Below are 17,539 nucleotides of genomic sequence, written 5' to 3' on the forward strand. Positions count from 1 at the left end.
CCCTGCAACCCCTTGATTTTCCTTACATCAAATTCTGTCCACGCGTGGACAAAGCCAAAATCATGCAAACTGCTCCACAATCAACCGCTCCTCCAACCCATGCCCCGGATCAAACAAAATCCGGTGACAAATGGACGGTTCCGACCGGATTTCCAACGAAACCACATCCGTCACGGACCGGCTGTCCGCATCTGCCCGCACTGGACGTTTCTCCGGCTCCAGAATATCAAACCGCACCACCACAGACTTGGGAAGCAAAGCCCCCCGCCAGCGTCGCGGCCGAAACGCCGCCATCGGCGTCAAAGCCAGCACCTCCGACCCGATCGGCAGCACCGGCCCATGCGCCGAATAATTGTAGGCGGTGGACCCCGCAGGCGTCGCCACCAGCACGCCATCACAAACCAACTCCTCCAGCCGAACCTTGCCATCGACCGAGATCCGCACCTTCGCCGCCTGCGGCCCCGCCCGCAGCAGGGACACCTCATTGATCGCCAAAGCCTGCGTGATCGCCCCATTCGAGGAAACCGCCGTCATCGCCAGCGGATGGATCACCGCCTCCTCCGCCACCGCCAGCCGTTTCGGCAGCAGATCGGCCGAGAAGGTGTTCATCAGAAACCCCACTGTGCCGCAGTTCATCCCATAGACCGGCAACCCCAGCGGCTGCGTCTCGTGCAGGGTTTGCAGCATGAAACCGTCCCCCCCCAAAGCCACCACAACATCTGCAAGCTCTACCGCCACCTGCCCATGCAAGCCCACCAGCTCCGCCAGCGCCTCTTGCGCCGCCGGGGTCGTGCTGGCCACAAACGCGATCTTCTTGAACACCACCCGCAGAATCCTTGTGCTTGGATGCGCAGCCTTGCCCGCCCTGCCGCCAAACTCAAGCCCTGCCCGCGCTTTCGATAGCGGTAACAAGTTTCCTATAGTGAACAAGACGGCGTAACCGACCCGTTCCGCGTCGTTTCTTGCCTTCCCCAAAGCCCCCCCTTGGCCTAGAACCGCTGCAAATCGGCCCATCACCCGCAGGAGACGCCATGACCGCCCACCGCGATACCGGATTTTTCACCGAGAGCCTTGCCACCCGTGACCCCGAACTTTTCGGCTCGATCACCAATGAACTCGGGCGTCAGCGCCATGAGATCGAGCTGATTGCCTCGGAAAACATCGTCAGCCGCGCCGTGATGGAAGCGCAGGGTTCGGTGATGACCAACAAGTATGCCGAAGGTTATCCGGGCAAACGCTATTATGGCGGCTGTGAATTCGTTGATGTGGCTGAAAATCTGGCGATTGACCGCGCCAAGCAGCTGTTTGGCTGCGGTTTTGTCAACGTGCAGCCGAACTCGGGAAGCCAAGCCAACCAAGGCGTGTTCAACGCTTTGCTGAAACCCGGCGACACCATTCTGGGGATGAACCTCGCGTCCGGTGGTCATTTGACCCACGGCGCGGCCCCGAACCAGTCGGGCAAATGGTTCAACGCCATCCAGTACGGCGTGCGTCAGCAAGACAGCCGCATCGACTATGACCAGCTGGAAGCCTTGGCGCTGGAGCATAAGCCGAAGCTGATCATCGCGGGCGGTTCCGCCGTGCCGCGCCAGATCGACTTTGCCAAGTTCCGTGAAGTGGCGGATAAAGTGGGTGCCTACCTGATGGTCGATATGGCTCACTTTGCGGGCCTTGTGGCCGGCGGTCATCATCCCTCGCCCTTCCCCTATGCTGACATTGCGACCACCACGACCCACAAAACCCTGCGCGGCCCGCGCGGCGGCATGATCCTGACCAACAACGAAGATATCGCCAAGAAAGTGAACTCGGCGATTTTCCCTGGCATCCAAGGCGGCCCGTTGATGCACGTCATCGCCGCGAAAGCCGTGGCGTTCGGTGAGGCTTTGCGGCCTGAGTTCAAAGCCTATGCGGGCCAAGTGATCAAGAACGCCCAAGCCTTGGCGGATGAACTGATGAAGGGTGGCATCGACATCGTCACTGGCGGCACCGACACCCATGTCATGCTGGTCGATCTGCGCCCTAAGGGTGTGAAAGGCAATGCCACCGAGAAAGCCTTGGGCCGCGCCAACATCACCTGCAACAAGAACGGCATCCCGTTTGACCCGGAAAAGCCGACCGTGACCTCGGGTGTGCGTCTTGGCACACCGGCAGGCACCACGCGGGGGTTTGGCGAGGCTGAATTCCGCCAGATCGGCAAATGGATCGTCGAAGTGGTTGATGGTCTGGCCGCCAATGGCGAGGATGGCAACGCCGAGGTTGAGGCCGCCGTGAAAGCCCGCGTTGAAGCCATGTGCGAGAAATTCCCGATGTATCCGGGACTGTAAGTCACGCGATTCTTTGTAAAACGGGCAAGAGGGTGGTATCTGTCCACCCTCTTGTCATTTTGGGCGATCACAGGCCTAATACGGCAATGCAGTTTTGCGCCTGGCCCATGTCACAACCAGTCTTTGAATATCTTTTTAGTCTCTCGGTCCGGCGCAATCGCAAAAGCTACCTGTTGTACCAACTGGCATAGTGGACGGCGGTTTTGCTCGCCCTCCATATCTTTTGACTGTGCCGTTGATTCTCATAGCCGGGGCGGTGATTGTCGGGGTGTTGGTCTGCTCAAAAATCGCTGTAACCATTCGGCGCGCCAACGATATCAGTGTGCAGCAGGCGATCTGGCTGGCGCTGTTTTTACCGTTTATCGGCCAATTTCTCGAATTTGTACTGTATGTTGTGCCCGGTGATATTGGCAGCAACCGTTTTGGTGCCAATCCGATTTCGTGATCAGACTATGACACCCGACATGCGCCGCGTGCCTCACCTGCCCGATCAGCCACCCATCACTTCGCGCCGAGGGGGCTCAGCCGTGGCGATTGGGCGCGGTTGCCGTTTGTTCTGGCCTGCATCCGGCTAAATAAAACCGCGCCAACGCAGCACTGCAAACAGCAAAGCGGCCACAGCCAGAACCGAGAACGCGACCGAGGCCGCAATCCCCAGCACCGCGCCCTTGCGGCGATCACCGCCATCGACGCCGTTCAGATGCCGCACGCAGGTGTCATAGGCCTGTGCCACCACCTGCTGATCGACCTGCGCCCAGAGCTTGGGGTTTTGCGCCATCACGGCTCCGGTGTGCAAAACCTCTGCCGCCGCGCGCACCCGGCGTGGCAACAACCGCCCGCCCTTGCGCAGCTTTTCGCCGAGGCCCTGCCCGCGCACCCGCAGGCGCTGCTCCATCAGACCCGCCACGCGGTCGGCCATTTGCTGAATAGGCACTCCGGTCATGTAGCACTTCCTTTTGACATCGCCGGACCTTATCGCTGCCACCGCAGGGCTTCAACTGCTCTGGCCGAAACTCTCAATCCGCGCTATCAAAGCCACATGCTTGCGATCACCACCTATCCCGCCACCGCACCCGACCCCAACTTGCCCGATCTGCTGATCGTGCATGGGTTGTTCGGCTCTGCCCGCAACTGGAGCGTGATCGCCCGGCATCTGGCCGACACCCGCGCGGTACATGTGGTGGATATGCGCAACCACGGCCAAAGCCCGAGGGTTGCGACGCAAAGCTACCCCGATATGGCGGGTGATCTGGCCGAGGTGATCACGTCTTTGGGCGCTCCGATGGATGTGCTGGGTCATTCGATGGGTGGCAAGGCTGCGATGCAGCTGGCGCTGACCCGACCGGAACTGGTGCGCAAACTGGTGGTCGCCGATATTGCCCCCGTCGCCTACAGCCATGACCAGACGCAGTATATTGCCGCGATGCGAGCGTTGGATTTGACGGGCCTGACCGCGCGCAGTGCGGCGGATCGCCGCTTGAGTGCGACCATCCCCGACCCTGCCCTACGGGCATTTTTCTTGCAATCGCTGGACCTAAAGGCACAGCCCCCGATCTGGCGGCTGAACCTTGATGTGCTGGAAGATCAGATGCCGTTGATCGTCGGCTGGCCCGCAACCGCAGGGCGTTTTGACGGCCACACGCTGTTTCTCACCGGGGCGCTGTCGCATTACGTCAAGCCGGAGTATCGCGACACCATCCGAAGCCTGTTCCCGAAATCGCATTTCGCAAAGTTGCCCGGCGCGGGCCATTGGCTGCACGCCGAGCGCCCGCGCGAATTTGAACAGGCCGTGCGGGTGTTTCTGAACGGCTCGTCTTCCTAGATAAGCGCCAAACCAATTTTTAACCCAAAAATCGTGCCGGAAAACCGCGTTTTCCGCTTCGGCGCAGGCCGCGCGCCTTAGTCAAGCGGGCGTTTCATCCGCAGCAGCAAGCCATCCTTCACGATAAAATGGTGATACAGCGCTGCCACCACATGCCCGGCGACCAGCACGATAATCACCGGCTTGAACCATCCATGCAGCTCTGCCGCCGTGGCCACACCACCATACCAAGCCACCAGTCCGGTAATCGGCGCCAGCAGCATCGCCGCATAAAGCGCCCAATGGCCCCATTTCGCCGCCAGCATCATCAGTGCTGAATCGGCCGGAGCTTCTGGCGCGCCACGGCTGAACCGCAAAGCCAGCCGCCACAGCGCAAACACCAGTACCGCGATTCCCACCCCGATATGCGCCCAAACCCAGAGCGTCATATTGGGGGTTCGTCCCTCCTCAAAGGCGTCCCAAGCGCCGCCCATATCTTCGCCAAAGATCAGTTGGAACAAGATCAGCCCTGCCACCAGCCAATGCAGAAAGATTTGGCTGGCGGAATAGCCTTTGAGATCAGGCATGCAACGTCCCTTCATAAACATTTGACTTGATACGCTATATAAGCTGGTTTCCGTCGTCACCTATGATTCATATCAGTTTGCGCAAAATTCAAACCGAGGCGCTGGGGACGCCTCGGTTTTCCACAGGCAGGCCGGGATCAGACCTTTAGGCTGACGCCGGCTTGACCTGCCGATTGCTCTGCCCGGTCTAGCAGCCGCTGCAATGTTGCGCCGCGCCCAAAATCCGGCTCTGCCACGCCCTCGCCTCGGATCGCGGCGATGAAACGCTGGTAGATCGTCGCCAGAACCGGAGCGTCAATGTCATGCCACTGCCCCGCTTGCAGATCGGCCTCAAGGCAAGCGCGGAGAGAGCTTTCGTTCTTCTCCCAGCGCACTTCCAGCCCGCCCTTGTCGCCATAAATCCGCAGGCGCAGGTCGTTCAGATGGCCCGAGGCAAACCGCGTCGCGGTCACCGTGCCCAGTGCGCCATTCTCCAGCACGATCTGCATGGTGGCGGAGTCATTGGCATCGAGCGGGTATTCGCCAATCTGATCGCCCGGCGCTTTGTGGAAGGTGGCAAGACGGCATGAGACTTCGACCGCCGCTTGCCCGGCGATAAAGGTTGCAAAATCAAGGATATGGATGCCGACATCGCCCAGCACACCCTTGGAGCCATGCTTGGTCGACAGCCGCCACAGCCATTGGCTTTCTTTGTCCCAATGGCCCCACGCCGGTTGGGTCAGCCAGCTTTGCAGATAGCTCGCCTCAAAATGACGGACGGTTCCAATCGCCCCCTCGCGCACCATCGCCGCCGCCTTTTGTAAGGCCGCTACGTTGCGGTAGCTGAGGTTGACCATGTTCACCACACCCGCTTTTGCGGCGGCTGCGGCCATCGCATCGGCCTGCGCTTCGGACGTAGCAAGGGGCTTTTCGCAGAGTACGTGCTTGCCCGCCGCCAGAAATGGCAAGGTGGTGGCGTAATGCGCCGCATCCGATGTCACGTTGGTGACAGCGTCAAACTGCCCCCACGCAATCGCCTCGTCAATCGAGGCAAACCGCCCGGCGATGCCGTGGCGATCACAGAACTCCGCCAGTTGCACAGGGCGCGTGTCGATGCCGCCCACCAGCGTGACGCCTTCAATCGCCTTGAAACAGTCGGCATGGTTGGCCGCCATGCCCCCGGTGCCGAGGATCAGAATACGAACTGGTTTCGCCATCACCGATACCCCGCCTCGCCGTCATGATGCAGGCGCGGGCCGCGTTCCGTGATCGGCTCCAGTGCCTTATCGACAGGCGTATTCGGCGCGTCATTCGGGTTGGCGATCCGCACATTCGGATTATGCGCCCATTTCACCGCATTCGAGATCACCCGCTGCACATTGGCGTCGTGATAGGTCGGATAGGTTTCATGGCCGGGGCGGAAATAGAAAATATTCCCCGCGCCGCGCTTGTAGGTCAGGCCGGAGCGGAACACCTCGCCCCCGGCAAACCAGCTGATGAACACGGTTTCCAAGGGTTCCGGCACGCCAAACGGCTCGCCATACATTTCCTCGTATTCCAACTCAAAATGATCGGGCAAGCCTGCCGCAATCGGGTGCTGGCGGCTGGTCACCCACAGCCGTTCGCGTTCGCCCGCTTCCCGCCAAGTCAGGTTGCACGGCGCACCCATCAGGCGTTTGAACGGCTTGGCGAAGTGGGCCGAGTGTAGGAAGATGATCCCCATCCCGCCCCAAACCGCGTTACAGACCCGCTCGACAATCGCATCATCGACATCGCCATGTGCGGCGTGCCCCCACCAGATCAGCACATCAGTTGCGGCCAGCTTTTCTGCCGTCATCCCGTGTTCCGGATCCTGTAAGGTCACGGTTGCGGCCGAAATGCCCCCGGCCTTATTCAGCGCAGCGGCAATCGTGCCATGCATCGTCAGTGGATAAACCTCTGACACAACTTTGTTTTTCTGTTCGTGGACGTTCTCGCCCCAAACGGTGACGCGGATGCTCATCGCATGTTCCTTTCATAGCTGCCGCACCCCTAAGCCGGGGCGCGACGGATGGTTTTCTGAATTCAACGGATCGGCTTGCCGTTCTGATCGAACTTGTGCAACTGGCCAGCCTTCGCCGACAGCGACACGGTATCGCCGACTTTCATGGTTAATTTGCCTTCGCGCCGCACGATCAAAGGCTCATCGCTGCCGACTTCGACGAACAAATAATTGTCGCTGCCCAGATCTTCGGCATGAACGATTGTTCCCGTCCACAAGCCGCCTTCCACCACGTCGATATGTTCCGAGCGGATGCCCAGAGTGGTGCAGCCATGATCGACAGCAAACTTGCCGGTCAGAAAGTTCATCTTCGGGCTGCCGATAAAGCCCGCGACGAAGATCGAATTCGGACGTTCATACAGCTCGGCAGGTGAGCCCACCTGCTCCAACCGCCCATCGCGCAGCACCGCGATGCGGTCGGCGAGGGTCATCGCCTCGACCTGATCGTGGGTGACGTAGATCATCGTCACATCCGACATCGAATGGTGCAGCTTGGCAATTTCCAACCGGGTCTGCACCCGCAAGGCGGCGTCCAAGTTCGACAAAGGCTCGTCAAACAGGAATACCCGTGGGTCGCGCACAATCGCGCGGCCAATGGCGACGCGCTGACGTTGGCCACCGGACAGCTGTTTCGGCAGACGCTCCAACAGGTGATCAATTTGCAGCAATTTCGCCGCCTCCATCACCCGCTTTTTCATCGCCTCGGGGCTGGCTTTCGCCAGTTTCATCCCAAAGGCCATGTTGTCGTAGACCGTCATATGCGGATACAAAGCATAGGATTGGAACACCATCGCAATACCGCGCTGGCTGGGCAGCACGTTGTTGACGCGATCGCCATCAAACAACATATCGCCCGACGAAATCTCCTCCAACCCCGAGATCAGCCGCAGCAGGGTTGATTTGCCGCAGCCAGAGGGCCCGACAAACACCATGAATTCGCCCTTCTCAATCGTCAGGTCGATGCCCTTGATCACATCCACCGCGCCATAGGACTTCTTGACGTTCTTCAGTTCAATTTTTGCCATTTTTTCAGCCCTTCACGCCGCCTGCGGTCAAACCCGCGACGATTTTGCGTTGGAAGATAAGAACGAGGATGATCAGCGGCACCGTCACAATGACGCTTGCTGCCATGATCGGGCCCCAAGGGATTTCCTGCTGTGACGCGCCTGATAGAAGCGCAATCGCCACCGGAACCGTTCGCGTCACCTCAGATGAGGTGAAGGTCAGCGCGAACAGAAACTCATTCCACGCGCCGATGAAGGCCAGAAGCCCCGTCGTCACCAAAGCGGGCCACAGCAGCGGCAGGAACACCTTGGTGATGATGATCCACGGAGTTGCACCATCGACAATCGCGGCTTCCTCAATCTCAACCGGAAGGTCACGCATGAAGGTGGTCAGCACCCAGACCGTGAACGGCAGCGTGAAGATCGTGTAAGACAGGATCAGCGCGAAGGGCGAGTTGAACAGGCCGAGGTAGGTGATCAGCTCGAACAATCCGGCAAGCACGGCGATCTGCGGGAACATCGACACTGCAAGAATCGTCATCAAGAGCAGGCCCCGGCCCCGGAAGCGCACCCGCGCCAAGGCATAGGAGGCCGTCACCGCAAGGAACAGCGCCAGCACCACCGTGGTGGTGGCGACAAACACCGAGTTTAGGATATTGCGCGGGAAGGTCGCCCCGCCCAGCACCGCCTTGTAGTTCGCCCAGTCGAAGGCTTTCGGGAAATAGTTTGCCTCAAACAGTGCCGTCCCAGTCGCGAAGGATGTGACGATGGCGTAGTAGAACGGGAAGATCGAGAACAGCACGATCACCACGACAAGCGCGTAGAAGGCGATGTTTTTCAACAGTTTATTATTGGTCATTTGCCGCCCTCCCCGGACAGATCGACCTTGCCGAGCCAGATATACAGCGACACGAAGATCGCCAAGATCGCGAACAACAGCGTCGATTGCGCCGAGCCGTAGGCGAATTTATCGAACTCGATCAGGTTCTCACGGCTGATCACCGACATGGTTTTGGTCGATGCCGAATTGGGTGTCAAAACATAGATCAGATCGAAAATCCGCAGCGCATCCAGCATACGGAAGATCACCGCCACCATCAGCGCCGGGCGGATCAGCGGCAAAGTGATCTTGAAGAACACTTTGATCGGGTTGATGCCGTCAATCTTCGCCGCCTCATAAATATCGCGCGGCACCATTTGCAGGCCTGCCAGACACAGCAAAGCCATGAACGGTGTGGTTTTCCAGATATCCACCATCAGCACCGCATACATCGCGGTATCACTATTCGCCGTCCACGCGATCTTGGTGGAAATCAGCCCCAAATTCAGCGCCATATCGTTCAGGATGCCGTATTGGTCGTTCAGCATCCACGCCCACATCTTCGCCGAAACGATGGTGGGGATTGCCCAAGGGATCAGGATCGCCGCGCGTACAAAACCACGGCCCTTGAACTCGGCGTTCAGCACCAAGGCCACGATCAGCCCGAGTATGGTTTCGCAGACCACAGAGGCCACCGAGAACCGCACCGTGTTCCACACCGCGTTCCACCATGCCGGATCAACCAGCGTGCCTTTGTAGCGCACCGTGCCGTTCGACAGGGTTTGCACCCGCAGGTAATTGTCAAAACCAATCCACTTGCCGCCATACAGATTGTTCAGCGATGTGTCGGTCAACGAGAACCAAACCGTTCTCAGCAAAGGCCATGCCGCGACGCAAAATAGCGCGATCAGCATGGGGGCCAAGAACCAGAACGCGGCTTTCTGGCGCTGCTTTTGCAGGCTCAGGCCACTTTCCCGCCCTATGGCAGTCTTTGAAGCTGTCATGAATTTCCCCCCTTAAACCGGCCCCCCTCCGAGGCCGAGCGTAAAAGATGGGCGGCGGTTGGCATGATGCTCTGCCGCCGCCCATCCTCAAGGCGTGCCCGATATCGGGAGGATTACCAGGCGTCGCCCTTCAGGTCGGTCAAATCGGCTTCCAACCCGGCAAGGTTGTCGGCAGCCGAACCATTGCCCGACAGGGTTTCATGCACCGCCGACCAGAACTTTGAGGACACCTCGTTGTATTTACCAAGCGTCGGGGCCGAAGGCCGTGGCACGGCGTTCAGGAACACCGCTTTCCACTGCGGGATGATCGGCTGGGCGGCAGCAATATCGGCGTCGTCATACAAAGCCACGATGGTCGGCAGTGCGGATTCCGAAATCGCCCGCGCCTTCTGCGCCTCGGGTCCCGCCAGATACAAAGCCAAGCTGATCGCCACATCCTGATGCTTGGAGTATTTCGACACAGCGACGTTCCAGCCGCCCAAAGTTGCCGCCGAGGTGTCGCCCTCTGCGCCCACAGGCAGCGTGGTTACATCGAACAGGCCCTTAACCGCCGAGTCGTCGCCATTGCCCAGCGTATAAGCATAGGGCCAGTTGCGCATGAAGGCCGCGTTGCCGGTCTGCCAGACGCCGCGCGATTCTTCCTCGCCGTAAGCCAGAACGCCCTCTGGCGAGATCGTGCCAACCCAGCCCTTCGCGGTTTCCAGCGCTTTCACGGCTTTCTCGTTGTTGATGGAAATCGTGCCATCCGATTCAACAATCTGGCCGCCGCCGAAGGATTTCACCCACTCCAGCGCGTCGCAGGTCAGGCCTTCATAGGCGTTGCCCTGCCAGACATAGCCCCAGAAATCAGCCTTGCCAGCCGCGCGCTCACCCTCTTGGATTTTGGTCGCAGCCGCTGTCAGCTCATCCCAGGTTTTCGGCACCGCAACGCCGTATTTCTCCAGCAAATCCTTGCGGTAATATAGCGCAGGTGCGTCGGTGAAGATCGGCAAAGCCACCAGCTTGCCGGCCACGGTTTGCGACTCGATGATCGAGGGGAAATGCGTCGGAGCCAGATCTTTGGCGGCTTCGCTCAGATCAACAAAGTGGTCCGCCAGCTGCGGCGCCCAGATCACATCTGTCTGATAGACGTCAATGTCGGTGGCCCCAGCGGCCAGCCACAAACGATATTGGCCGAACTGGTCCGAGGTCGAGGCCGGCATCGGCACCATCGTCACCGTATTGCCGGTCGCATCTTCCCACGGCTTCACCAGCGTTTTGAAATTCTCAACCGCTTTGCCGACCGAGCCGGAGACGTAGAAGATTTCTTCCGCCATCATCGGCGTGCCCAGCGCGCTGATCAGTGCTGCAACACCAGCCGACCGCAATGCGCGGCTCTTGAATCCAAAGGACATGGATTTCCTCCCTATAATTTTGATCGCGCCCTATCGGCGCTGCCCTGTCTAAAACGCGTCCTTTTCCGGTTCTTGCGACCCGGCCTCCCGAAGCGTTTGCACGGCAATAGCCCGAAACGGTCCATTTCGTCAACGATTCGCGCTTCAAAGCGCTTTCAAATTTTCAAATGGAGGCGGTTCGAAGGATTGAAAATCTATTGCAACCCTCTCAGCCTGTGGTTGCTGCATCGCCGCATTTTCCTGCGGCGATGCAGCATTCAGCATATCGAAAAATTACCATAACTTATTGTGAATTATGTATATTTATCAAAAATATCCGAACCGTCAACGCTGCGGCACCCCTATAGTCAAACTGCGGCGACCGAACTGCAAAACGACACTCAGCCCGCTAAAAGCGATGTGAATTTTCTCCAAATCCGGGCCAAAACTAAGCCGATCTTCTGCCGGGCATATGAAGCGTTCAAAGCAGCCCTGCCAGCCGAATGGGCTTGGGTTTGCGGCCGCGAAGGTGCATGATGCTCAAGGCCAAACGGATGGCCGCCGCTTGTAAGGAAAACCAAATGGCCAAGGGCATGAGCAAACCCGGCAAGAACGTGAAAAAGCCGAAGAAAGACAAGGCCAAGCCCGCCGTGGCGACGCCCAGCACGAAGAATTCTGTGGTGATCAATACCAATGGGCCGAAAGACTAAGCGCCCAGCGGTCAAGCCGAGGTTTAAGCCTTACACCCCATGCTCTGGCACCTTACCCGAAGGTGCCAGATAGGGTCGCGTCACATCGCGCAAAGTGACGTCCAGCGCCTCAACCTCAAGCCCAATCGCGCCATCCCCTGCCAAGATCAGCGTCACCAACCCGGTGCCATCCGGCCCCGGCGTGAAGCTCATATCCAGCAGCGACAGGATGGTGTCTTTGTCTGCCCGATCAATGCCTTGGCTGCGCATCGCCAACACATCTTCAAACACCAGCAGGCTTTGCACCCGCTCAAACGGTTGCCCCGCCTTCTCGGCGGCCTCACGGTATTCCCAGCGGAACCGGTTCAGCATCAGCGCGAACCGCCGCTTTTGCCGCACCAAAGACATTTCAGTGATCGGAAACACCGCGTCCTGCAGCAACGCCGCGATCACCGCCAAACCTTCGGCATCCTGGGCTACCAGCCGCAACGGCGCTTCATCGCCATCCTCAAACCGCGCATCGCTCATCCGCTGATCCGTTCGATCTGGGCGCCAACGCCACGCAGCTTTTCCTCAACCCGCTCATAGCCCCGATCCAAGTGGTAAACTCGGCTGACGACGGTTTCGCCTTCGGCCGCCAGGCCCGCCAGGATCAACGACACCGAGGCGCGCAGATCTGTCGCCATCACCCGTGCGCCGCGCAGTTTCTCAACGCCGGTGACCGTGGCATGGCCGCCATGTACATCAATCTTCGCGCCCATCCGCACCAGTTCCGGCGCGTGCATGAAGCGGTTCTCGAAGATTTTCTCCTCCAGCACCGAAACCCCGTCGGCTGTGCAAAGCAACGCCATCATCTGCGCCTGCAAATCGGTCGGAAAGCCGGGGAACGGCTCTGTGACCACATCGACCGCATTCACCCGGCCATTCTTCCGCGTCACCTTCAACCCGCGCTCGGTTTCCACCACCGAAACCCCGGCTGCATCCAGCTTTTCGGCAAACGCACCGACAAGGCTCATCTTGCCGCCCAAACACTCCACCTCACCGCCACAAATCGCAGGCAGCAGCATGTAGGTGCCAAGTTCAATCCGGTCCGTCACCACCGGATGCGTCGCCCCGCCCAAACGGTCCACGCCCTGAATGGTGATCGTGCTGGTACCTTCGCCGTCGATCTGCGCCCCCATCCGGCGCAGACACACCGCAAGATCGACAATCTCCGGCTCGCGCGCCGCATTCTTCAAAACCGTGGTGCCTTTCGCCAAAGTCGCCGCCAGCAGAGCGTTTTCCGTGGCCCCCACCGAGACAAACGGAAACTCCACCACCGCCCCGCGCAACCGTCCGCCCGGCGCCTTGGCGTGGACATAACCGTCGCGCAGATCGAGTTCCGCCCCCATCGCCTCAAACGCCTTCAGGTGCAAATCCACCGGGCGCGCGCCAATCGCACAGCCCCCCGGCAGCGAAACAATCGCATGACCATCCCGCGCCAGCAGCGGCCCCAGCACAAGGATCGAGGCACGGAATTTGCGTACAATCTCATAATCAGCGGTGTGGTTGTCAACTTTATGGCTCGACATCGCCAGCACCAGCCCGTTTTGCATTGAGGCCACTTCCGCACCCAAAGACTGCAAAAGCTGTGTCATCGTCGCGATATCCGACAGCCGCGGTGCGTTGGTCAGCGTCAGCGGTTCTTCGGAAAGCAACGTCGCGGGCATCAACGTCAGGCAGGCATTCTTCGCCCCCGCAATCGGGATCACCCCGTTCAGCGGCCCATTGCCCTTGACCAAAATCGAATCCATCTGCCAGCCTCACTCGTTTTTGTTGTTATCGTCGATCAAGCCCGCGCCTGGGCCGTCCGAATCCGCTGCCGATCTAGCCCGCGCTTGCGCCTTCCTGCGGCCCATATTCGCCTTCAACGCCAGCTTCAAGCGCACCTCGCGCTCAGTCTCGCGTTGAGATTTGGGCTTGCCCGGGCCAATGTCATCAGGTTTTTCACGCATCAGGCCTTCTAATACAGCGCGCGTCAACCGTCCAGCAAGGCCACGCAAAAAACCGCCAGTTTGCTCTTGCACCCTGCGGCGAACGCGTCTATTCAGCCGCCACGCCAGCGGTTCCAAACGGTTCCGCAAACGACCGGCGCTGCAGTAGCTCAGTGGTAGAGCACACCCTTGGTAAGGGTGAGGTCGAGAGTTCAATCCTCTCTTGCAGCACCATTAACACCATGAAATTGAACGAAAATATAAAATTTGGCGGTTGACGCTTCCTAGCTGGGCAGCACCGGGGCAGCACGCCTTTATAAGCATTCTGGCTTGTGAAAGTCGCGTTGATTTCTCCCAGAACAGCGCGGCGAGATAAGTGGGTTCGGCTTGTTTGTCACGTTCGCCGTAGTTTAGCGTGTCGTAACTCGATACACGCCCACGCCTCCGAAGTCTTCATGCCGCTCAATCCCGCACTCATAATCGCCGCGTGTAAGGCCGGGGTCGCCATTTGTTGACGCCATTGCGGCAACACTGTCTCGGCACCCTTGAACAGACCCAAGGTCGCGAACCGCATTGAAGTCAGTCAGGTTTGTTTTGTCTGGGTAATAAAAGGCATCCACTTTCTCCCATGGCGCCGCTTCATTTTTCCAAAACATGTTCGCCACGGTTTTTCCCGGCGAACCGAAAACGAAGAACAGGATCACTGCAATCAAGATCAGAAGCGGCAAGTCAATCCCTCCCTCGAATGTCAGGCCCGACTTTCACGCTAAGCCCTGTTAAGTGACAGTAGCACACAGCGCTTCGCCTGCCACCGCCGCTTGGGCAGGGCTAAGACCCGGACTGGCGGGAATGTCGCAGCAAGTCGGCACCGGGGCAAGCGCCGCAGCAAGTTTCACGGCGGCAAATCCACCGGGGCCAGGCCCTCCCCCCGAAGGCCGCGCCCGCATTGCAGAGGCCCAGAGGCGGCGCTTGGCGCGTGTTAGGGCTTCGGGGTTTCATGGGGCGAGGAATGGCTGACGGCGCTGTAAGGAGCCTCCAGCGCTCTCTTTTGATTTTTGAGTGGGGGTGAATCGTGAACTTCTCTGGACTCAAAGCCACCCCTAAATCCACCTTTTTGCGCTTGTTGGCTTGATTGAATAATCGCTAGCATGGGTGATTCACGGCAATGTTAGAGGATGGGCACGCACGCCGCGCCTCTGCCTTGTTGACCCGAACAAAACTTAGTGTCCGCTCGACTAGGGTCCAGACTCATTGATCGTCAAAGCCAGAACAAGACGGTTGCGGCGAGAGCGACGGCGGAGAGGAAGACTTTTGGGCATCTGTCGTAACGTGTTGCCACCCGCCGCCAGTCTTTGAGACGGCCAAACATGATCTCAATCCGATTGCGGCGTTTGTATCGGCGTTTATCGTATTTGACAGGCTTCGCGCGTGACTTCCGGCCGGGGATGCAAGGCGTGATCCCCTTGTTTTTCAGGGCGTCTCGGAACCAGTCGGCGTCATAACCCCGGTCAGCCAGCAGCCACGTCGCTTTGGGTAAGCTGCCCAGTAAGGCCGCAGCGCCGGTGTAATCGCTGACCTGACCTGCGGTCATGAAGAAGCGGATCGGTCGGCCGTTTTCGTCAGTGACGGCATGCAGTTTGGTATTCATGCCACCTTTGGTCCGGCCAATCAGACGACCGCGCCCCCCTTTTTCACCCCAAGGCTTGAAGCCGTGCGGTGCGCCTTGAGATAGGTCGCGTCGATCATCACCGTCTTCGGGACCGCCGCCTCGGAGGCCAACCCTTCCATCATCCGGGCAAAGACGCCCATGTCGCCCCATCGCTTCCAACGGTTGTAAAGCGTCTTCGCCGGGCCGTATTCCTTCGGCGCGTCAGACCAACGCAAGCCATTGCGATTGATGAAGATAATGCCGCTCAAGACCCGACGATCATCGACACGCGGCACCCCGTGGCTCTTGGGAAAGAAGGGTTTAAGTCGAGCCATCTGCTCGTCCGTCAGCCAGTAAAGGTTGCTCATTGCTCAGTCTCCTTGCGGAGCCTGAATCACGGCTGCGTTGCAAAATCAATAGGTCCTGACCCTAGCACGACGCTGGCAATGTTTGGTATTTATCAAGCTCTACTCAAGTTAGATAATCTGCTTCCCGCCTTGGGGGGTTGCCGGAATGACTCAGAACATGTGTTGCCGCCCGGCGAAATGGAGCTTAGCATCCCGGTCATTCGTCGAAGGGTAGCCGATGACCGAAGACCTCGTCGAACGCCGCCTCGCCGCTATCCTTGCCGCCGACGTCGTGGGTTATTCCAGCCTGATGGAGGCGAACGAGGAACGCACCATGGCGGCGCTGCAGCACCACCGGCGCGAGTTCTTCGACCCCACCATGGCCAAGCACAGGGGGCGCATCTTCAAGGTGATGGGCGACGGGTTTCTGGTCGAGTTCGGCTCGGTCCTCGCCGCCCTGCGCTGCGCGTTGGAGGTGCAGGCGGGGATGGAAGTGCGCAATCAGGCGGTGCCCGAGGGTGAGCGCATCGTCTTTCGCATCGGCGTCAATCTGGGCGATGTGATGGTGGACGGCGAAGACTTGAACGGCGACGGGGTGAATGTCGCGGCGCGGCTCGAGGGGCTTGCCGAGCCGGGCGGGATTTGCCTGTCGGAAAAGGTCTACCGAGAGGTGCGCGGCAAGATCGACGGCAGTTTTGTCGATGGCGGTGAGCAGAAGCTGAAGAACATCGCGCACCCATTGCGGATTTTTAAAATTCGGCCCGGAGCCGCACCAGCTTTAGTGAAGGAACGGCCGAGCAAGGCCTCGGTCGCAGTTTTGGCCTTCAGCGACATGAACGGCGACGCCGCGCAGGATTACTTCGCCGAAGGCATTGCGGAAGATGTGCTGACCGAACTGTCGCGCTTTCCCAGCCTGTTCGTTATTGCCAGAAACTCTTCTTTTTCATTCAAGGGCAAGGATACCCCTATGGGCGAGATTGCCCGGGTGTTGGGAGTAGCCTTCATTCTGACGGGCAGCGTGCGGCGCAGCGGCAAACGGGTGCGGGTTGCGGTACAGCTTGTGCAAGCCGATACCGGGCAAGAGATTTGGGCAGAACGCTATGACCGGGCTTTGGACGATATCTTTGCCGTTCAGGACGAAGTGGTGCGCAGCATCGTCATGACGCTAGAGCGGCGGCTGGAAACCAGTCTGGCGTCTCAGGCAAGTGTCCGACCGGTGGCGAGCCTTGCGGCCTATGACTGTGTGCTTCTGGCGCGCAAGAACTTGAACTTGCACGATCCCGATACGGCCATGCCCTATGTGATGCGCGCGCTGGAGTTGGACCCAAACTATGCGCGGGCCCATGCTAATTTGTCCCTGCTTTGCTACGTAAGGTATCTTCAATCCGAAGATCTTAGTGCAATCGACCGATCCGTGGCGGCGGCCCGGCGGGCTGTAGCCCTGGACGACCGAGATTCGATCTGCCATGGGGCACTGGGAAATGCTCTAACCTTTCAAAGGAATTACACACTGGCTGGCGTGCATCTGGCCAAGGCTATCGCACTCAACCCAGCCGACAGTTCCGCGATGGGTTGGGAGGCCGACCGGCTGGTAAACATGGGGCTTCCCGAAGCCGCTATTGACGTTCTCGATTCGGTTCTACACCGCGATCCGATCCCGCCGTTGTGGCACTGGGATATACGTTCGGTCGCTTATCTTGCTCTGGGGCGGTACGAAGATGCAATCTTAGCGATCTCGCGGTTGGTCAACTTATTTTGGTACAATCACGCGGTTCTTGCTGCTTGCTATGTTAAGCTCGATCGCTTGGCTGAAGCACGGACCGAGGTGGCAAAGATTCTACTAATCTTTCCGCACATGACCGTCTCAGAGTATCGAAATAAATTGGACGATGCTATAAGTACTCTCACCGCCGATGCCCTGCGTCTGGCCGGCTTACCGGATTGAGCGG

The 17,539-nt window shown here is 59.1% G+C and carries 19 protein-coding genes and 1 tRNA gene; 6 read left to right on the plus strand and 14 right to left on the minus strand.

The features are described 5' to 3' along the window. Positions 1–60: 60 nt before the first annotated feature. Positions 61–822: an NAD kinase gene (locus ACS5RD_RS21015; protein WP_054007167.1), complete on the minus strand. Its 762-nt coding sequence runs from the start codon at positions 820–822 to the stop codon at positions 61–63. 209 nt (positions 823–1,031) lie between these two features. Here ACS5RD_RS21015 and glyA point away from each other — a divergent pair, with 209 nt between their 5' ends. After that, positions 1,032–2,324 carry a serine hydroxymethyltransferase gene (glyA, locus tag ACS5RD_RS21020; protein ID WP_489928989.1) on the plus strand — a complete coding sequence of 431 codons (1,293 nt, stop codon included), beginning with the start codon at positions 1,032–1,034 and terminating at the stop codon, positions 2,322–2,324. 190 nt (positions 2,325–2,514) lie between these two features. Next, entirely contained in the window at positions 2,515–2,769 is a 255-nt protein-coding gene (locus ACS5RD_RS21025; RefSeq protein WP_489928990.1) for a DUF805 domain-containing protein, read from the plus strand. A gap of 126 nt (positions 2,770–2,895) precedes the next feature. Here ACS5RD_RS21025 and ACS5RD_RS21030 read toward each other — a convergent pair whose 3' ends face one another. Next, positions 2,896–3,267 carry a hypothetical protein gene (locus ACS5RD_RS21030; RefSeq protein WP_489928991.1) on the minus strand — a complete coding sequence of 124 codons (372 nt, stop codon included), beginning with the start codon at positions 3,265–3,267 and terminating at the stop codon, positions 2,896–2,898. A gap of 96 nt (positions 3,268–3,363) precedes the next feature. On the opposite strand from ACS5RD_RS21030, the gene ACS5RD_RS21035 reads away from it, so the two are divergent. After that, positions 3,364–4,146 carry an alpha/beta fold hydrolase gene (locus tag ACS5RD_RS21035; RefSeq protein WP_489928992.1) on the plus strand — a complete coding sequence of 261 codons (783 nt, stop codon included), beginning with the start codon at positions 3,364–3,366 and terminating at the stop codon, positions 4,144–4,146. Positions 4,147–4,223: 77 nt separating this feature from the next. Here the strand turns inward: ACS5RD_RS21035 and ACS5RD_RS21040 are convergent, their stop codons facing one another. The 7 genes from ACS5RD_RS21040 to ACS5RD_RS21070 form a co-directional block, all read right to left on the minus strand. Beyond that, entirely contained in the window at positions 4,224–4,712 is a 489-nt protein-coding gene (locus tag ACS5RD_RS21040) for a cytochrome b (RefSeq protein WP_489928993.1), read from the minus strand. 137 nt (positions 4,713–4,849) lie between these two features. Then, positions 4,850–5,908: a Gfo/Idh/MocA family protein gene (locus ACS5RD_RS21045; protein WP_489928994.1), complete on the minus strand. Its 1,059-nt coding sequence runs from the start codon at positions 5,906–5,908 to the stop codon at positions 4,850–4,852. Further along, a complete protein-coding gene (locus ACS5RD_RS21050) occupies positions 5,908–6,693 on the minus strand; it encodes a ThuA domain-containing protein (protein ID WP_489928995.1) in 786 nt (261 codons plus the stop codon). The genes ACS5RD_RS21045 and ACS5RD_RS21050 overlap by 1 nt, the downstream gene beginning before the upstream one ends. 62 nt (positions 6,694–6,755) lie before the next feature. Next, a complete protein-coding gene (locus ACS5RD_RS21055) occupies positions 6,756–7,757 on the minus strand; it encodes an ABC transporter ATP-binding protein (RefSeq protein ID WP_489928996.1) in 1,002 nt (333 codons plus the stop codon). Positions 7,758–7,761: 4 nt separating this feature from the next. Further along, positions 7,762–8,595, minus strand: a complete 834-nt coding sequence (locus ACS5RD_RS21060) for a carbohydrate ABC transporter permease (RefSeq protein ID WP_489928997.1) — start codon at positions 8,593–8,595, stop codon at positions 7,762–7,764. Further along, entirely contained in the window at positions 8,592–9,560 is a 969-nt protein-coding gene (locus ACS5RD_RS21065; RefSeq protein ID WP_489928998.1) for a carbohydrate ABC transporter permease, read from the minus strand. Before ACS5RD_RS21065 ends, ACS5RD_RS21060 begins: the two co-directional genes overlap by 4 nt. A 113-nt stretch (positions 9,561–9,673) precedes the next feature. Further along, positions 9,674–10,954 carry an ABC transporter substrate-binding protein gene (locus ACS5RD_RS21070; RefSeq protein WP_489928999.1) on the minus strand — a complete coding sequence of 427 codons (1,281 nt, stop codon included), beginning with the start codon at positions 10,952–10,954 and terminating at the stop codon, positions 9,674–9,676. Between the two features lie 515 nt (positions 10,955–11,469). On the opposite strand from ACS5RD_RS21070, the gene ACS5RD_RS21075 reads away from it, so the two are divergent. Continuing rightward, positions 11,470–11,643, plus strand: coding sequence for a hypothetical protein (locus ACS5RD_RS21075; protein ID WP_489929000.1), 174 nt, complete (start codon positions 11,470–11,472; stop codon positions 11,641–11,643). A 30-nt stretch (positions 11,644–11,673) separates the two neighbouring features. On the opposite strand, the gene ACS5RD_RS21080 is transcribed toward ACS5RD_RS21075, so the two are convergent. The 3 genes from ACS5RD_RS21080 to ACS5RD_RS21090 are packed head-to-tail and all read right to left on the minus strand — an operon-like array spanning position 11,674 to position 13,616. Beyond that, on the minus strand, positions 11,674–12,150 hold the full coding sequence (locus tag ACS5RD_RS21080; protein WP_489929001.1) for a DUF2948 family protein: 477 nt from the start codon (positions 12,148–12,150) through the stop codon (positions 11,674–11,676). After that, positions 12,147–13,415, minus strand: coding sequence for a UDP-N-acetylglucosamine 1-carboxyvinyltransferase (gene murA, locus ACS5RD_RS21085; RefSeq protein ID WP_054006872.1), 1,269 nt, complete (start codon positions 13,413–13,415; stop codon positions 12,147–12,149). Before murA ends, ACS5RD_RS21080 begins: the two co-directional genes overlap by 4 nt. A 9-nt stretch (positions 13,416–13,424) precedes the next feature. Beyond that, on the minus strand, positions 13,425–13,616 hold the full coding sequence (locus ACS5RD_RS21090) for a hypothetical protein (protein ID WP_156317555.1): 192 nt from the start codon (positions 13,614–13,616) through the stop codon (positions 13,425–13,427). A 138-nt stretch (positions 13,617–13,754) separates the two neighbouring features. Between ACS5RD_RS21090 and ACS5RD_RS21095 the strand changes: the two genes are divergently transcribed. Then, a tRNA-Thr gene (locus ACS5RD_RS21095) sits at positions 13,755–13,829 on the plus strand. Positions 13,830–14,005: 176 nt separating this feature from the next. On the opposite strand, the gene ACS5RD_RS21100 is transcribed toward ACS5RD_RS21095, so the two are convergent. Both ACS5RD_RS21100 and ACS5RD_RS21105 read right to left on the minus strand, forming a co-directional pair. Further along, on the minus strand, positions 14,006–14,323 hold the full coding sequence (locus tag ACS5RD_RS21100) for a hypothetical protein (RefSeq protein ID WP_489929002.1): 318 nt from the start codon (positions 14,321–14,323) through the stop codon (positions 14,006–14,008). Positions 14,324–14,853: 530 nt separating this feature from the next. Continuing rightward, positions 14,854–15,611, minus strand: a protein-coding gene (locus ACS5RD_RS21105) for an IS5 family transposase (protein WP_489927796.1) whose coding sequence is annotated in 2 segments (ribosomal slippage) — positions 14,854–15,293 and positions 15,293–15,611 — 759 coding nt in all. Because the reading frame shifts where the segments join, the coding sequence is not laid out codon by codon here. A gap of 217 nt (positions 15,612–15,828) precedes the next feature. Between ACS5RD_RS21105 and ACS5RD_RS21110 the strand changes: the two genes are divergently transcribed. After that, the gene (locus tag ACS5RD_RS21110) at positions 15,829–17,535 is read left to right on the plus strand and encodes an adenylate/guanylate cyclase domain-containing protein (RefSeq protein WP_489929003.1); all 1,707 of its coding nucleotides are present in this window, start codon (positions 15,829–15,831) and stop codon (positions 17,533–17,535) included. Positions 17,536–17,539 lie beyond the last annotated feature (4 nt).

This window comes from Cypionkella sp. PAMC25878, from assembly GCF_058135695.1.